Origin of the sequence: Solibacillus sp. FSL R7-0682 (assembly GCF_038005985.1) — a bacterium.
In the GTDB taxonomy this organism is placed as follows: Bacteria; Bacillota; Bacilli; order Bacillales_A; family Planococcaceae; genus Solibacillus.
Window position 1 is genome coordinate 3,572,926 of record NZ_JBBOUI010000001.1, and the last position, 16,155, is coordinate 3,589,080.

At 38.0% G+C, this 16,155-nt stretch carries 13 protein-coding genes; 4 read left to right on the top strand and 9 right to left on the bottom strand.

The features are described from left to right. Positions 1-420: 420 nt before the first annotated feature. The 4 genes from MKZ17_RS17905 to MKZ17_RS17920 all read right to left on the bottom strand — a co-directional run bounded on the left by MKZ17_RS17905 (position 421) and on the right by MKZ17_RS17920 (position 3,403). Positions 421-1,053, bottom strand: a complete 633-nt coding sequence (locus MKZ17_RS17905; protein WP_340725096.1) for a 3-oxoacid CoA-transferase subunit B — start codon at positions 1,051-1,053, stop codon at positions 421-423. Further along, on the bottom strand, positions 1,054-1,752 hold the full coding sequence (locus tag MKZ17_RS17910; protein ID WP_340725097.1) for a CoA transferase subunit A: 699 nt from the start codon (positions 1,750-1,752) through the stop codon (positions 1,054-1,056). A gap of 370 nt (positions 1,753-2,122) precedes the next feature. Next, positions 2,123-2,740, bottom strand: coding sequence for a serine/threonine protein kinase (locus MKZ17_RS17915; RefSeq protein ID WP_340725098.1), 618 nt, complete (start codon positions 2,738-2,740; stop codon positions 2,123-2,125). Between the two features lie 75 nt (positions 2,741-2,815). Next, positions 2,816-3,403: a TetR/AcrR family transcriptional regulator gene (locus MKZ17_RS17920; RefSeq protein ID WP_340725099.1), complete on the bottom strand. Its 588-nt coding sequence runs from the start codon at positions 3,401-3,403 to the stop codon at positions 2,816-2,818. A 117-nt stretch (positions 3,404-3,520) separates the two neighbouring features. On the opposite strand from MKZ17_RS17920, the gene MKZ17_RS17925 reads away from it, so the two are divergent. Continuing rightward, the gene (locus MKZ17_RS17925; RefSeq protein WP_340725100.1) at positions 3,521-3,913 is read left to right on the top strand and encodes an MFS transporter permease; all 393 of its coding nucleotides are present in this window, start codon (positions 3,521-3,523) and stop codon (positions 3,911-3,913) included. 97 nt (positions 3,914-4,010) lie between these two features. Here MKZ17_RS17925 and MKZ17_RS17930 read toward each other — a convergent pair whose 3' ends face one another. The 3 genes from MKZ17_RS17930 to MKZ17_RS17940 form a co-directional block, all read right to left on the bottom strand. After that, positions 4,011-5,984 (bottom strand): methyl-accepting chemotaxis protein, encoded by a 1,974-nt coding sequence (locus MKZ17_RS17930; protein ID WP_340725101.1) that lies wholly within the window; start codon positions 5,982-5,984, stop codon positions 4,011-4,013. Positions 5,985-6,313: 329 nt separating this feature from the next. Then, a complete protein-coding gene (locus MKZ17_RS17935) occupies positions 6,314-6,877 on the bottom strand; it encodes a nitroreductase family protein (protein ID WP_340725102.1) in 564 nt (187 codons plus the stop codon). An 80-nt stretch (positions 6,878-6,957) separates the two neighbouring features. After that, positions 6,958-7,455 carry an amidase domain-containing protein gene (locus MKZ17_RS17940; protein ID WP_340725103.1) on the bottom strand — a complete coding sequence of 166 codons (498 nt, stop codon included), beginning with the start codon at positions 7,453-7,455 and terminating at the stop codon, positions 6,958-6,960. A 167-nt stretch (positions 7,456-7,622) separates the two neighbouring features. Between MKZ17_RS17940 and MKZ17_RS17945 the strand changes: the two genes are divergently transcribed. Then, positions 7,623-8,645: a DUF2804 domain-containing protein gene (locus MKZ17_RS17945; RefSeq protein WP_340725104.1), complete on the top strand. Its 1,023-nt coding sequence runs from the start codon at positions 7,623-7,625 to the stop codon at positions 8,643-8,645. Between the two features lie 93 nt (positions 8,646-8,738). On the opposite strand, the gene MKZ17_RS17950 is transcribed toward MKZ17_RS17945, so the two are convergent. Further along, a complete protein-coding gene (locus MKZ17_RS17950) occupies positions 8,739-9,836 on the bottom strand; it encodes an acyltransferase (protein WP_340725105.1) in 1,098 nt (365 codons plus the stop codon). Positions 9,837-10,244: 408 nt separating this feature from the next. Between MKZ17_RS17950 and helD the strand changes: the two genes are divergently transcribed. After that, positions 10,245-12,473: an RNA polymerase recycling motor HelD gene (gene helD, locus MKZ17_RS17955; protein ID WP_340725106.1), complete on the top strand. Its 2,229-nt coding sequence runs from the start codon at positions 10,245-10,247 to the stop codon at positions 12,471-12,473. 302 nt (positions 12,474-12,775) lie between these two features. On the opposite strand, the gene MKZ17_RS17960 is transcribed toward helD, so the two are convergent. Further along, positions 12,776-13,645 carry a GNAT family N-acetyltransferase gene (locus tag MKZ17_RS17960; protein WP_340725107.1) on the bottom strand — a complete coding sequence of 290 codons (870 nt, stop codon included), beginning with the start codon at positions 13,643-13,645 and terminating at the stop codon, positions 12,776-12,778. Positions 13,646-14,137: 492 nt separating this feature from the next. Here MKZ17_RS17960 and MKZ17_RS17965 point away from each other — a divergent pair, with 492 nt between their 5' ends. After that, positions 14,138-16,141, top strand: a complete 2,004-nt coding sequence (locus tag MKZ17_RS17965; protein WP_340725108.1) for a sensor domain-containing protein — start codon at positions 14,138-14,140, stop codon at positions 16,139-16,141. The last annotated feature ends 14 nt before the right edge of the window (positions 16,142-16,155 follow it).

Here is a 16,155-nt window from a genome sequence, read left to right on the forward strand (position 1 = left end):
TTATCCACTGCATTGCAATTAAATACATTGTCATAATAAACAACTTAAACAAAACAATTTTCTGACTTTTATAAAGTTGTATATTAATACAAATGATTTTTTTGTTCATTAATATTTTTTACATTATTTTTTATTCGATACATTTCAGATTTTTCCTACTCCACTCACTATCAAACGATATAAGCTGCTGAATACACTTTTTCAGCTCAAAAATGCACCTACATATGTACGGACTACCATACAGTTTTTCATTCATTCCGTTTGCCTATATTACAGTTTCCACTTGATAAAACAGATTCCCAACTAATTGAATATAAATAAAAAATTAAACATTTTTATTATGTTTAAACTCATAACGTTATTCCAACTAAAAAAGGTGTCACGAAAGGTCGATATGCTATCCTTCCGTGACACCCTTTTTTAAATCCTTACTTCAAATGTGGCTTCTGTATTCTCCTTCACTTCCTCAAGCGTCACGCCATCTTGAAGCTCTGTCAAATACATCTGCCCATCTACGAAATCAAATACTGCAAGTTCTGTGATGAGTCGATGAACAACACCCTTCCCAGTAAGCGGCAACGTACATGTATTCTTAACTTTGGATTCCCCATGCTTATTCGTATGCTCCATAATAACAATAACTTTTTTTGCACCAACGACTAAATCCATTGCACCGCCCATCCCCTTCACGACCTTCCCTGGAATCATCCAATTGGCAAGGTCGCCAGCTTTAGACACTTCCATTCCACCTAAAATTGCTACATCAATATGGCCTCCACGGATCATCGCAAAGCTTTCCGCGCTATCAAAATAGGCGGCACCTGCTTTCGCTGTCACTGTTTCCTTTCCAGCATTAATTAAGTCGGCATCCACTTCACTTTCCGTTGGATACGGACCAATGCCAAGCATGCCATTTTCCGACTGTAAAAAAACATTGTAGTCAGATGGAAATTCATTAGCGATAAGTGTCGGCATACCGATTCCTAAATTGACATACATCCCATCCTTAATTTCCTTAACGGCCCGACGAATAATTTTCATACGTGTCTCCATTTAGTCGTCCTCCCTTACTGTACGGCGTTCGATCCGTTTTTCATAAGACAAATCATGGACGATATGTTGCACATAAATGCCTGGTAAATGTATGCCGTCCGGATCTAACTCACCGACTTCGACAAGTTCCTCTACTTCGACAATCGTTATTTTTCCTGCTGTTGCGACAAGTGGATTGAAGTTGCGAGATGTTTTGCGGAACACCAAGTTTCCAGAACGATCCGCTTTCCATGCTTTGACAAGTGCAAAATCTCCGGTAATCGCTTGCTCCAAAATATAGGTTTTGCCGTCAAAGATCTTTTCTTCCTTCCCTTCAGCTATGGGTGTACCAACACCTGTAGCTGTATAAAACGCAGGAATACCGGCTCCACCTGCGCGAATACGCTCTGCAAGTGTTCCTTGAGGTGTTAGCTCGACCTCTAGCTCCCCTCGCAAAAATTGCTGCTCAAAGGTTTTATTTTCTCCTACATAGGATGCAATCATCTTTTTAATTTGATTATGTTGTAATAATAGTCCAAGACCAAAATCATCAACCCCACAGTTATTACTTACAACGGTGAGCTCTTTTATTCCCTTATCTCGTACAGCCTTGATTAAGTTTTCCGGGATTCCACACAGTCCAAAGCCCCCGACGAGTACAGTCGCACCGTTCTGTATATGTGCGATCGCTTGCTCGATTGTTGTAACTACCTTATCCATCCCTAATATACGCCCCCTTCGTTTACTTGATGTTCTATCCCCTTTGTTAGCTTATTGGATGAAGCTACTGTTTAATTTCTTCAATTATGAGAAGAAAACCTTTTTCTCATTACACATTGTCGAATGTAATAAGAATAAAAAGAAACGAGTCTGGGACAGAAGTAAAAATTTCTCTATTTACGGTAAAATACAGTATTAAAAATTGGTTGTAGTGGAGGGGCGACTCCTGGGGAATAGCGTGATGCCTGAGACTACAGGCTCAGGCCACGTCCCCGGAAAGCGTCCCCGCAACGGAAACCAATAAAAAAAAACATCATTTTTCTCACTCGAGAAAAATGATGTTTTGGTTTTGTCCCAGCCTCGCCCTGATTTATTCGTGTGGTCCTTGATAAATGCTAAGTACCTTTGTTTTCGGATGACGGACATAGCGCTGATTATCCTTTAACGGGATGACATCATCATCTATAGGTGCATTGTTAAGTCCGTAATCTCCCGATACCCCAGTGACTGTTGTAACATATATTTGTGACTCCCTTTGATATGGCACTTGACGAATTTCCTTTACATTACGATTAATTAAATTGGAAGTATTAAATTGATTCGTTATCCATTTGTTTAACGTATGACCTGTCCATTCCTGTTCATTAAAAGGGTCACGCCCAGATATAAGCAATATACCACCAGCCTTTATGACTGCTTCATATTCACTCCGTTCAGTTGGTGATAAATTCATGCGACGTAGTGCTCTTTCAATCGGTGTCTCCTTAAAAATAAGCGATTTCATAAAACTTCGAATACCATGTGTTGTGACAAGTTCGATTTGATGATCACGGCTTAGCGCATGAAATTCATTTACATGTTTTGTTAAAATATAAATTTTATTTTGATCGACAATTTCGGGTGACTTTCGTAGTTCCTGGAGTTTTTCTAGCATTTCATGTTTTGTATACGCGACATCAATTGTACGTTTTTCCTCATTACTCAACATTTGCATCCCTCCAAAATTTTCTATAACCCTCTTTCCCTTTTAAACTATATGAAAACACTTTTCAAATTAACATGACTAATTATAATTTTGAATCGTTAAAATAATGCGGACAAAATATTCTGCGATTTGTTCTGGTGATTCATGTGCCTCCGTCATTAACCATTCTTCGATGACCCCTAAAAAAGCCGATGCCGCAAAAGCCGCTAAATAATGAACCGGGAGCTGTGGATCACTTACTGTTAGACGATGGTTTGAATATTTTTGTGAAAACTGCTCGATAAAAAAACGCTGTAATCGCTTTACAAAGCCAGATTGATTGTGACTTGATAGTAAAACTCGAAATTTTAAGGCATGCCGATCAATATAATGAAACACCTGCATTGAGAATTGTGACAGTGTACCACTTCTTGCCTCCTGTAATACTTTCTCTGGCTGTATGTCAGCGCATGCTTTAGCAAGACCTTTAAGTAGCTTGCACTCAATTTTTTCAAGTAGCTCATACTTGTCTGTAAAATGTAAGTAAAATGTACCGCGATTAATAGCTGCAGTTGTTGTAATATCTCGAACAGAAATTTTGCTAAACGCGCTTTTCGACATCAATGCTAAAAAAGTTTCTTCAATGCGTTGTTTCGTTTGTTCGTTCATTTGGTCATATACCGACATCATAACCCCTCCACTCAACAGTTCAAAAAATAGTGTCGATTGCTTTCATTTAGCTATAATTTTAAACTAATAACTGTAATCAACAAAGTGTTCAATACTTTTAGGAGGCATTATATTATGAAGAATAAAGCAAAAATTATGTTAGCTATTTCGCTTGCCATCGTTGCTTTTTTAATTGGTAAAGCGTTTATATTAGATGAAACAGTTAAACTGTATTTAATTATTTTCTTTTTTGTTGGGCTCGGACTTGCGATGCTCCGATTATTTGTCAACGGCATGATGAAGAAGATGAAAGGGAAGCATATTGGGGTAAAGCTCCTATTTTTCACGGCCTTGCTTAGCTTCGGGATTCCGTTCCAAAACTGGTTCAGAACAGACATTTTATTGGCGATGAGCCGTGATTATTTAATGCCGTGTATTATTATGACCGTTGCGAGTGTCATAATGATGACGGTAATATATGGTGTCATTTACGAGCGTAAGCGTGTTCCATATTTAGAGCAGAAGTAACGGGAAATGGTGATTTATAAACTAGGTTCTTGCTGATGAACTCTTTTAAAAAAAGCTACGCATGAGAGATTTTTTCTCCCTGCGTAGCTTTTGTCATTTAAATTTTGTAAGTTTTCACGACCTGGTTTAACTGTTCTGCTAACTTCGATAATTCCCCTGTAGCGCTTGCCACATCTGCCATTGTAACGCTAGTTTGCACAATCGTCGCGGTCGTTTCTTCCACACTGGCGGCAGTTTCCTCTGTAATAGCTGAAATTTCCTGTAGCGATTGGTTGATTACTTGCCCTTCGCGACTCATTTCCCCTAAATGTGCTATAACTTGTTGAATAAACATCGCCATTTGTGAAACCGATTGCTCAATTTCCGTAAATGTCCCTGCTGTTATTGCAAGTTGATTCGTACCATTCTCTACCTGACTAAAGCCATTTTTCAATGACTGACTCACTTCACGTGAACCACCTTGGATTGTTGTTACAATGTTCGTAATTTCCGAAACAGAACCTCTCACTTGCTCTGCTAATGCGCGAACTTCTTCTGCCACTACTGCAAAGCCTTTTCCATGCTCTCCAGCGCGTGCCGCTTCAATCGAGGCATTGAGTGCGAGTAAATTCGTTTGGTTTGCCACATCTTCAATAATGGAAACAAATGAAGTAATTTGTCCAACTTGATTGTCCAAATCTTCCATTTTCCCAATCGATTGCTCCATCATTTGATGGATTTCCTGCATTTGACCATTTGAACGATGAATTCGTTCCGAACCATCCATTGACAGCGTCAGCACATTTTTAGAGAGCACTTCAAGATGACTGCCTTGCTGAGAAGTTTCCTGTAGATTTTGAGAGAACTCTGTCATGATTTCAGATACTTCAGCAATTTCATGGGTTTGCTTTTCTACACCGCGCGATAAGCTTTCCATCGTTTCGGCAATTGCCTCTGAACCACTGGATACGTCACTCGTAGATTGAGCAAGCAATGTACTTTCCAGCGAAACGGTATGAGATGCTTCGGCTACCTCCGAAATGGTTGTATGTAAATGCTCCTGCATTACCTTCATATCATTCATTAACTGCCCGATTTCATCTCGACGCTCTGCTTTTTCTATACGTTTTGTTAAGTCTCCAGCACTTAACACATTCATCATAGCCGCTGTTTTTACAATTGGTTTTGTTAATGTTTGCCCATAAAAAATGGCTACAACTACCGCTACAAGAATTGTCGTTATTAAAATAAACGCTCCCATATTAATAATGCTATTCATTGTTGCTTCTGTCGCTTCAATGTCTTGTACAAGCATTAATACCCCAACAGCTGTCGTAGCAGTTGGCTCTAAAATCGGTAAGAAACTTTCAATAGCATTGTTTTCTTCACCTTTTATTCGCGTTTGTTTCCCACCAATCGCCTTTGTTACGCCAGTATTAGCAAATTTCTGTCCAACAAACGTCTCATCAGAGGAACGAACAACCTCGCCTGATTCATTTAAAATATGTATGATCGTACTTGGGAAAAGCGCTTGGATTTCATTAATAAATTCATTCCCTAGTCCTATTTGTAACGTTCCTAGAACACGACCATTTTGTTCAATTGGAGCAAAGGCACGAACCGAAAGTCCACTTGCCCCATATTCAAAGCCACTTAACGATTTCCCACTTAAAGCTTGTTGAATGGCTTCGATATCAGACTTATCATCTCCTGATTTTTCAGGATTATGACCGCGCAATGCTACAACGCCATTTGCATCACCAACTTCAAAAACTGTTAGACCATGCTCTTTTTCTAATTGTTTGAAAAGTGCTACCCCTTCTTGAATTTGTATTTCGTTACTTGATCCGTTTAATAATTGTTGTACACGTTCATCTTTTGCATAAATTTCTGCTATGTACTGTAAATCGGCTGCCGTTTTTGCAAAATGGGTTGATACCGCCTGCTCAAGATGCTGTTGCTCCTCCTGCTGCACTTCATTAAAGCTATTCGATGTTGCGAAAAAATTATAAGTTATAGTCGTTGCTACTGGAAGAATACCAACTAATAGTAAGATGACAATCAAACGTGTCTTTAAACTTTTGTAACGCATAACTACTCCTTTAATCCACTTTTTATTTAGTTCTATTAATTCATCCAAAGAAGAAAATAATATTTAACTAACAAATATTATTATTTCACAACAAAGATGTAATTTGAATACATTTTCAAATATTTAGTATTTAATTGCACCCTATTATCTATTCTCTTATACCTATACTCAGTTCGCTATTTTTAAAAATTATTATAAAATAACAAATTCTTTATCCTTCATTTACCTTTTTTCCATTTAAAATTAAAAACGAAGACCCCTTTTGAACTTTCCCGCGTCTAACAATTAGTAGGCAGTTCATTTTAGGACCTTCGTTTTTTCATTTTTGATTATTTACCGAATTCTGTCACAAAGTCCGCAACTTCCTTACGTTCTTTTGCATTTGGCGCTTCGTCGTAATGACCAAATTGAAGCATGGCAATGACACGCTCATTGGACTGCGCGTTTAATGCTTCACGGAATTTTGGGTGATCTAAGAAGCCTGGTGTTTTCCAGCACGTACCAATCCCTTTTTCCCATGCAAGCAGCTGAGCGTTTTGTAAGTAGCAAGACGTTGCAGCATAGTCTTCTAAACGTTCTTTTTGACGCATATCTTCTGTTACTAATACGAAGGCATATGCTCCCGCTAGCGTAAATTTCTGCATTTGCGTTGCAAGTGTATCCTCGGAAAGCTCCTGCCATTTTGGAATCGCTAAATCACGTAATAGTTCATGGACATTGGCTAATTGCTCACCAGCCCCTACTACGACACGCCAAGGTTGACGGTTACCATGATTTGGGGCCCATTTGGCATCATCTAAAATTTCTAGGACAGACTCTTTTTCAACAATTTGCCCGTTAAATTTCTTAATCGAACGACGTTGTTTAATTGCATCTTTTACTGTTAAAGTCATCGATAAAACCTCCTTCATTCACTACTATCACCTTATCATAAATTGTGTTAAGTTAACATCTTCCGAGATTCATTTCACGGTTAAAATTCATCAGCAATATGGTAATAGTAATAGCGCATTTGTGGTGTGTACGCGGTCGAATTTTCATAGTTATACAGGCGATTTGCACTATTCATCGTATGCGCATTTACATAAGGAATACCATCCTCTATTCGTGTCACAATCGTACTATGATCAATTCTTCCGTTGCCTTCAAAATCATAAAATATAACGTCCCCAAGCTGCAGCTCAGAAGGGGAATACACGCGTGTTGCTCTTAATCCATACTTAGATGTTTCTAAATACCAGCGAAGTGAATGCGCGACCGTCCAGCTATAGCTCCAACGTTCATTTAAACCGATCATCCACCATCCTTGCTCCCGGTTGGGCATACCCCGCATCGGTGCTCCCCCTGCATATAAACATTGCGAAATAAAATTTGTACAGTCATCCTGAAACACTGGAAATTGCGGATTATAACCATCCCACCAACGATTCGCATAAGCAACAGCCTCGGCGCGATTATATACAGCAGCCAAAACATTTCCTCCATTTCACAAGCTTTCCTCATCGTATGTCGAAAATTTATGTTTTATGTAGTTAGAGGGAATATTTATATGAAAAAGAGCGCGAAAACAACCTGTTTTTTGAAATGTCTGATACAATATTTTTAATAATACTTCGATACAGTTTAGGGGGATTTAAAATGAGGCAACACGCAGAAAGAGAAATTACACAACCGACTTCACTTTGCGATAAAAAAGGGAATTTAAACCCTGAGGCAATCGGTTTTGCGCGTAAACCGATTATTGATTGCAATTTGTCAGGTCATTTTATGCGTAAGAAAAAATGGAACTATTGGTGCGTTTACGGCGAGGAAATTTTATTTTCTGCGACAATTAGCCATTTAGATTATGCTGCTGTGTGCTTCGTTTATTTCCTCGAATATGAAACACAGCGTTATTTTGAAAAAACCATTACGATACCACTCGGCGCACGAGTTAAAATGCCTACACAAGTACTTGAAACCGTAAAATTTGCAAACAATGAAATGTCGATTCAACTAATGTATTTCAATGGTGATACCCATTTGACGGTCATTTCACCTGATTTTGATGGAGAGCACTTACATGCAGAACTAACGATTGAACATCCAAAGGAAGATGAATCCTTAAACGTTGTCATACCATGGAATCGCCAAACGTTCCAATTTACAGCGAAGCATCATACATTGCCAACATCAGGGATCGTAAAAATCGGGAATCGTCGTTTTACATTTTCTCCAGATGAAAGCTTTGCAGTGCTCGATTATGGACGTGGTGTTTGGCCTCGTGAAGCAACATGGAACTGGGGCATGGCGTCACAACGGGTTCGTGACAAACGTATTGGCTTAAACTTTGGCGGACAATGGACGGATGGTACCGGTATGACGGAAAATGCGATTTTCATAGATGGAGCTATGACGAAAATTTCAGAAGACGTCATTTTTGAATACGACCCTACTGATTTTATGAAGCCTTGGCGTGTTAAATCAAAATTTAGTAACCAGGTGAATTTAACCTTTGTTCCCTTTTTCCAACGCGTCGCCGAAACGAATGTAAAGGTCATCTCTTCATCAGTGCATCAAATGGTCGGTTATTACGACGGGATCATCCAGCTTGAAAGCGGCGAAACGTTAAACATTCAGCAAATGCTCGGTTGCATTGAGGAGCATGTCGCAAAATGGTGATTTCACTCTTAATTGTCTGTTTCTAATCTTCTTTTTATACAATTTAAACGCCATAAATGATAGGTATTTCATCTATCATTTATGGCGCTCTTTTTACTTGCCGATTAATAACCAGCCGTATTTCATTTTACTAATATAATGGGTCAGTACCCAACAAATCGCGGTAATCGCAATCGCAGTGAAAAGCTGCCAACTATGAAAGACAAGCGGCGTATTTGCTGGTAATGCGTCTCGGAAAAAGATTAAGAAAAATGGGTGTAGCAAGTAGATGCCGAATGACAGACTCGCTAAGCGATTTAAAAAGCGACTCAATGGCTCATTATCTAGCGCAATGACCATTTTCCCTAACCACAAAGTCATCATACAGCCCGCTAACCCTAGAAGTACCCAAAGTCCGTCAAAAATATAAGAACGATATGGGGTTGAAGGGAGCCACTCCGCAATCGTACCGATACGAATCGATATATCAACAAAAATTAGGCTACCTGCCGCAATTGAAAACAGTACTACCGCAAAGAATCCACATTTCTTTTTATTTGCACTCCACCATTCGTCAAGCTTTAAGTAGTTGACCCCTACAGCTGCCCCAAATAAGAAAAATGACAAATACGAAAGGAAAATGGAGCCTCTTGCCTCTAATTGAACATAGTTTTTATTCACATAAAACCATGCAAATTGTAGTAGCAACGAAATAACTAATACCGTAAGTACATGCACCTTTACCTTTTTGAACATATATAAAAGCAGTGGGAAAACTAAATAAAATTGGATTAATACAAATAAAAAGTATAAATGAGTATAAGCCTTACCATGCAATAGTTCATCGAAGAACCGCTGTAACATTACTGATAGCGATGTGAAATCGTAGTAAAGATATACCTTACAGGCAAAATATAAAATTGAAATAAAAATGTATGGAACAATTATATATTTCAATCGTTTTTTGTAAAAACTAATAATCGTATCTTTTGTAAATGGACGTTTATTATAGCTATAAAACAATACAAGTCCACTTAAGAAAAAGAAAACTGGAACACCAATTTTACCAAGAGTATTAAATGTCGAATAGACATAAAACGTCCCTGATTCAGGCAATACTGTGCCTAAACCAGTCGAACTAAAGTGCACAAATAGCACTGCAAACATCGCAAAAGCCCTGGCAAATTGGATTTCGTTTAGCCGTTTATTCATGTTGTTCTCGCCTCTTTTTAATAAAAAAATAATAGAAGTTACTTTTTATATCAGAATCTATCGTTACTATAGTTAATACCTTCTTCCAAAGCCGACCTCATGCATGCAGTATAAGAGAGAATCATATTTTTAACAAGAAATTTTTAACTTTAACATATGATTATTACAATTCCCTTATAATAACAACGTTTCAAATGCTCGAAACAACAGTTTAATTTACCTATAAAAAGATATTTTTCTGCTTTTTAGGATATCGTTCTTTACATTACATTCATGTAAGGCTCTGTTTCATACTTTACATTTATTAGTGAAAACTGACAGTCAATTTTTTCCTCGTCATCTTGAAACCGTTACAAATAGTTTGATAAGATTAGTATCTGACTTTAGAAAACGATTGGGGGAATGACAATGACGATGGAACAAAAAGAATTCGAAATCGAGCATAAACGCCTAACTGACACAGTGCATTATATGGACCAAATTTTGCAAAGCTCGAAACAAAACATTCAAGCAGCACAGGACAATATTCGAAGCGCCATGGCCAATCTAGAATACATCGATTCGAGTGACAGTTTTTTAAATATCCTAACGAACACACGGTTTTTCGAAATGGCCCGCAATCAAAAGGAAGGGCTTGAAGCGATTCGCCAAAAGCCTTATTTTGCACGCATTCACTTTCAACGTGAGGGCGAAGCTGAGGAGCTACTTTATATTGGAAAAACCTCACTTTTCCATAGTGAAACACATGAACCTATCATCGTCGATTGGCGTTCTCCTGTTGCAAACGTCTATTATGACGGACGTCTTGGTGATTTAACATACAACGTACGCGGTGAAGAATTAAATGGACACCTCTTTGCGAAACGTCAATATAAAATAGATAATGCTGAGTTGCTTGATTACCGTGATGTTGATTTAACAACCAATGATGAGCTCCTCCAAGAAGCACTCGAAGGAAAAGCGGACGTACGCTTAACTGAAATCGTTTCGACTATTCAAAAAGAGCAAAATGAAATCATTCGCGCTCATTTACGCCAGCCTATTCTCGTACAAGGGGCTGCTGGCTCAGGTAAAACAACGATTGCGCTACACCGTATTTCTTATTTCCTTTACACGATGGGAGAACATTTTAAACCTGAACAGCTCATGATTTTAGCGCCGAACCAATTATTCATCGACTATATTGGCGATGTTTTACCAGAGCTTGGTGTCGATAAAATTTGCCAAACGACCTATGCGGATTATGTACAAAATGCTACGAAAATTAAACTGAAATTACAAAATCCAAATGAGCAGCTAGAGCAACTTATTGCAAAAAAATGTGAAGTAGAAGAAAACTTTATGATTTCAAAAATTAAAGGTAGTCCCTTTTATCAGCTCATGATGGATCGGTATTTAGAACACTACGAAGAGCAGCTTGCTGTACTATTTGACGATGTCTATATAGAAAAATATCGCATTATGAAAGGTGAGCATTTACGTAAGCTGTTTTTAATCGAATTTCATTATATGCCGATTGAAAAACGATTGGAACGCATTAAAAAGGTCATTCAAACGGAAGTAAAACGTAAATCGACAACAGTGCTTTCGACATTAAATGCACGCTACGAGGAAGCAATTGGTCGCTCACTCAATGGCATACGTGATGATGTGAAGCGTCGCCGTGTGGTCACTAAATTTATTGATGAACGAGATGAACGTATTCCAAAAATTAAACAGGAAGCGAAAACAACTGCCTCTGTTTATATGAAAAAATTCCAAAAAGCAAAAATTAAACAAGCTTATCGAGACATTGTGACAAATCGCGAATTATTAAATGACATTGCACCAGAATGGACACTTGCTGAGGTCGAGCAATTTATCCAGGCGCATAAAAAAGAAAAGTGGGTACTAGAAGATCTCGCTGCCCTTTATTATTTACAAGCGAAAATAAAGGGCATCGACGAGCAGTGGAAAATGCGTGTAGTCTTTATCGATGAAGTGCAAGATTATAGCTATTTCCAACTAGCCGCATTAAAGACAGGGTTAGAAACCGATATGTTCACGATGGTTGGCGATTTAGCCCAAGGAATTCATAGCTATCGTGCATTAAACGAATGGTCACCAGTGCTGGAGCTATTTCCTCGTGCAACTTATGCGACATTGCAAAAAAGCTACCGAACAACGATTGAAATAATGGAAGTGGCAAACGAAATTTTAATGCAGATGGAAGAGGACTTACCGCTTGTTGAGCCAGTAGTACGTCATGGCAAGGCACCCTCATTTATTCAGCAAGAGGTATTCAACACACAAATTATTAAACAAACCTTTGAAAATATTAAGGCGAGCAACCATCGATCTATCGCTCTTATTTGCAAAACTGTTGAAGAAGCAAAGTATATTGTGAAAGAACTCGAGCAGGTAAACTTCCCTGCACAGCTGCTTGATGAAAATTCATCGATTGATCAGAATAGACTACTTGTTGTGCCGAGCCACTTAGCAAAGGGACTCGAGTTTGACGCGGTGATGATTGTTGCCTTTGACACACCGTACTATGACCATGCCATTGACAGGAAGCTATTATACGTTGCCTTAACGCGGGCAATGCATGAGCTTTATTTAATCGGACCATCGAAGGAAACGTTTTTGTTAGCATAGTAAATAAAAGGGAGCTCCCTCAATTATTAGAAGGAGCTCCCTTTCATCACTTTCGCTTTGGCACTTTGATATATGGCCTTTGCCATTTCATTTTTTCTAAAAAAAATTGCCTTAATCGTTTGAGGCGAGATGGTTTTTCTTGATTTGAACTTTTCGGTAAGGCCGGTAAGCGCATGATCGATCCCCTCCTCACTTTCGTACAATAATATATGCAATTTATTAGAGAATTATTTATCCATTTGAACTATTCCCTTTAACACTTTATAAAGTAATAGTGAGCTACTGACTAAGTTCTATTAATTTTACAGTCGAACAAAATAATCCAACTGTGAAGATTTCATAAATCCAGCCTTTTCATAAACATGTAGTGCGCAACTATTTTCGATTTCTACATCAAGTATAATCGTCTTCTCTCCATTACGTACCGCATAATCCTTTACCCATCTTAGGATTTGCGTTCCGATACCGCGTCCCTGCATACTAGGTGCAACTGCAAAGGCCGTAACCCACTGCACTTCGCCCTCTTTTCGTGTCGTCACAGTGCCTACGACATCCCCATTTAACTCTGCTGTCCAGATTTTCAAGCCTTCTGTTGTCGTATTAAATTCAATAAGCTCTAATGATTCACTACGCGTATCACCAAAAGCTTCACTAAAAATCGCTACTAATGCTTCTGTATCCTTTTGCATAAACTCACGTAGAGACACATCCATATTCCCAATGAATACCTCTGCACGTGCTTCTAATGTGGCCTCTGAAAAGCTATACAAGTAACCATTACGCTGCAAAAAATCCTTTCCAAAATGTGAGCCCTCCATCATTATTGCAAGCTCACCTTCACTACTGCGCATTTCCATCCCATCACGCAATACATTTAGTATTGCTGTACCAATGCCGAGCTGACGATACATTGGCGCTACTACTATTGACCATTCGTACGTATTTAAGCCCATTAAATCCACAGCTGTACCAGCGCTAACTAGCTCATTATTATCATCATTGTACACGAGTACATAAAATCCTCGCGACGCTTCGCTTTTTGCAATCGGCAAATTCATCACATTATGATAAACCTGTCCATCACAAGCCGAAGCTACTTTACATAGCCCTTGAAGCTCTTCATAAGTTTCATTATCTAAAGGAAACGACACCGTAATTGCCGATAAATTCATTGCTTCTACTCCAATTCAAACTATAATGCTCTTATTTTAGTAAAGCTCGCTCAGATTAGCAATTAGAAAGCCGAAAATTTTCCGAACTCCATTCATTATTATGAATTTACAATTACATAAAACCTAATTTCGCTTAAATTATGTAATTATCTCTATTATTTTTTCAATAATTGGGTACTAGATGTATAAGTATAATTCATTTGTATGTTTAAATACTCATTTGGTAAAATATAGTACAATAGACTTTAATACTATTTGTTTATTATACTACTTATGCAATTATTTATAAGGAACTAGAATAAATGAAATAACTTCCATAATCAAAAAATAACAATGTAAGAAATTTGTATTAACGAGTCATTCATTCTAATAATAAGACATAAATCCTATAATTCCACTTTATCTTATAATGATTTTCTATTAGAGAGTGACTAATGGCTGTTATTTTATTATAATTATAGTATAAATTTACGAATGAAGGAGACCTAGCTCATGACAAATGAACAAACTTATTCCCTGGATAACGAAACGTTGCATGTTACTCCTTTCCCATCTTTTCTTCTTCTTCCTACAGGAAAAGTAGTAAGTGCGCATCTTACACATTTTGACTATACTGGTAAAGAGATAGAGGATTTACAGACAGAGACGGTGCATACAACACTATTCGCAGCGATTAGCGAAGACATCATTGAATCAATTTTGTCGTGCACCCAGCCTCTTCGACTAAATGACGTGCCTATTACGACAAAAAATCAAGGCACGGTGAACGTGACATTGTATACAAAGCCAACTGATTTTGAAAATAAAGAAGCGGTTTATGTGCTCTGTGTTCCTACAGATAATATACGTTCTCTTGATGAAGAACAGCAACAATTAAAGGACCTCAAAAAGGGTATTCATCAATCCTTTATGACGATTACACTTGATTACGATGGTTTTATTATTCAAACGAATCAAGCCTTTTTAAAAACAAGCCATTGGACACCGAAGCGTGTTATTGGAAAAACATTTTGGCAACTTTTCCCAAATACCTCAGAAGCATCAAAGGAAGCGCAAGCAATTTGGAAAACTATCCAAAATGGACAAGTTTGGCAAGGTGAAGTTCAAAAAATAACAAAGGACGAGCAGCCCTACTGGGTACACTTAACAGCTATTCCGTTGTTCGGTAAAACACCTCAAACGAATCAATATGTGTTAGTCGAACATGATATTACGAAGGACAAAACGGTTCAGTTCCAGCTAGAGAAAATTGCCTATATAGATCCTGAAACAAACATGATGAATGTCCATCGCCTTGCTCAAATTACGTCGAAAATGATTGAAGAAAATCGACATTTCTCATTTGTTTATTTAAGCATCGATAAGTTTTATACGATTAAAGACATCCACGATGATGTGGCAGGGAATTCGCTCATTATTGAATTTACAAAGCGTATGAAAATGTACTTCCAAGATAGCACGATGGCACGCATTAACGAAAATGAATTTGTTGTTATTACACCACTTCCAGAATGGTTTACACAAGGCTTTTTAACTTATTTACAGCAACACCCAATTTATAATGGCAGTGCTGCTGTGCCTCTTTCAATTAGTGGTGGTATTACACGTTATCCGGAAGATCAATCGTCGTTTTCTCAATTAATGAAAGCTTCGTTAGCTACGATTGCCTCTGTACGTGAAGCTGGTGGTAATAGTATCGTTTCATTATCTAAATCATCCCATGCTGCGTTAAATCGTAAGTCAATCGTTGAAAAGCGTTTATTATTAGCGCTTGACCAAAAAAATTTACATGCGCTTTATCAACCTCAACTCGACATAAAAACGGGCAAAATTTCGGCAGTAGAAGCACTTGTACGTTGGGAAGATGAGGAGATTGGCGTTGTTTCTCCAGACGAATTAATTCCAATCGCCGAGGAAACAGGATTAATTAATAACATTGGTTCGTTTATGCTTGAAAAAGCATGTGAGCAAGCAATTGCTTGGAAGCAAGCTGGTCACAATATGAAAGTAAGCATTAATGTCTCTGTACGTGAATTCCGCGATAAAAACATGGCCAACTCCATATTAGAAACGCTTGATCGTACAGGTTGTGCAGCGGAATTAATTCAAATTGAAATTACTGAAAAATTTGCCCTAGAAGCAGAATCAGAAACAAGTATTATTCATCAAATGCGTACCCTTGAGAACGCAGGTATTGACTTTGTTTTAGACGATTTCGGAACAGGATACGGGTCATTCCGTTACTTGCAGCTTCTACCAATTTCTTCTTTAAAAATTGATAAAACTTTCATTGATGCCCTACTCAAATCTGACAAGGCCCAACAGCTTGTTAACGGTATGGTTCAATTAGGAAAATCAATGAATTTAACAGTCATTGCAGAAGGTGTTGAAACCGAAGAACAACAACAACTTCTAACAGAGTATGGGTGCAATGCATTGCAAGGCTATCATATTAGTAAGCCGATTTCGAGTTCTGAAGTAACTCATCTTTTCTAGCATATAAAAAAGCT

Excerpts from the sequence above, each read along its gene's own strand:
- MKZ17_RS17905 (WP_340725096.1), bottom strand. The coding sequence starts at position 1,053 with ATGGAGACACGTATGAAAATTATTCGTCGGGCCGTTAAGGAAATTAAG.
- MKZ17_RS17910 (WP_340725097.1), bottom strand. The coding sequence starts at position 1,752 with ATGGATAAGGTAGTTACAACAATCGAGCAAGCGATCGCACATATACAG.
- MKZ17_RS17915 (WP_340725098.1), bottom strand. The coding sequence starts at position 2,740 with ATGTTGAGTAATGAGGAAAAACGTACAATTGATGTCGCGTATACAAAA.
- MKZ17_RS17920 (WP_340725099.1), bottom strand. The coding sequence starts at position 3,403 with ATGTCGGTATATGACCAAATGAACGAACAAACGAAACAACGCATTGAA.
- MKZ17_RS17925 (WP_340725100.1), top strand. The coding sequence starts at position 3,521 with ATGAAGAATAAAGCAAAAATTATGTTAGCTATTTCGCTTGCCATCGTT.
- MKZ17_RS17930 (WP_340725101.1), bottom strand. The coding sequence starts at position 5,984 with ATGCGTTACAAAAGTTTAAAGACACGTTTGATTGTCATCTTACTATTA.
- MKZ17_RS17935 (WP_340725102.1), bottom strand. The coding sequence starts at position 6,877 with ATGACTTTAACAGTAAAAGATGCAATTAAACAACGTCGTTCGATTAAG.
- MKZ17_RS17945 (WP_340725104.1), top strand. The coding sequence starts at position 7,623 with ATGAGGCAACACGCAGAAAGAGAAATTACACAACCGACTTCACTTTGC.
- MKZ17_RS17950 (WP_340725105.1), bottom strand. The coding sequence starts at position 9,836 with ATGAATAAACGGCTAAACGAAATCCAATTTGCCAGGGCTTTTGCGATG.
- helD (WP_340725106.1), top strand. The coding sequence starts at position 10,245 with ATGACGATGGAACAAAAAGAATTCGAAATCGAGCATAAACGCCTAACT.
- MKZ17_RS17960 (WP_340725107.1), bottom strand. The coding sequence starts at position 13,645 with ATGAATTTATCGGCAATTACGGTGTCGTTTCCTTTAGATAATGAAACT.
- MKZ17_RS17965 (WP_340725108.1), top strand. The coding sequence starts at position 14,138 with ATGACAAATGAACAAACTTATTCCCTGGATAACGAAACGTTGCATGTT.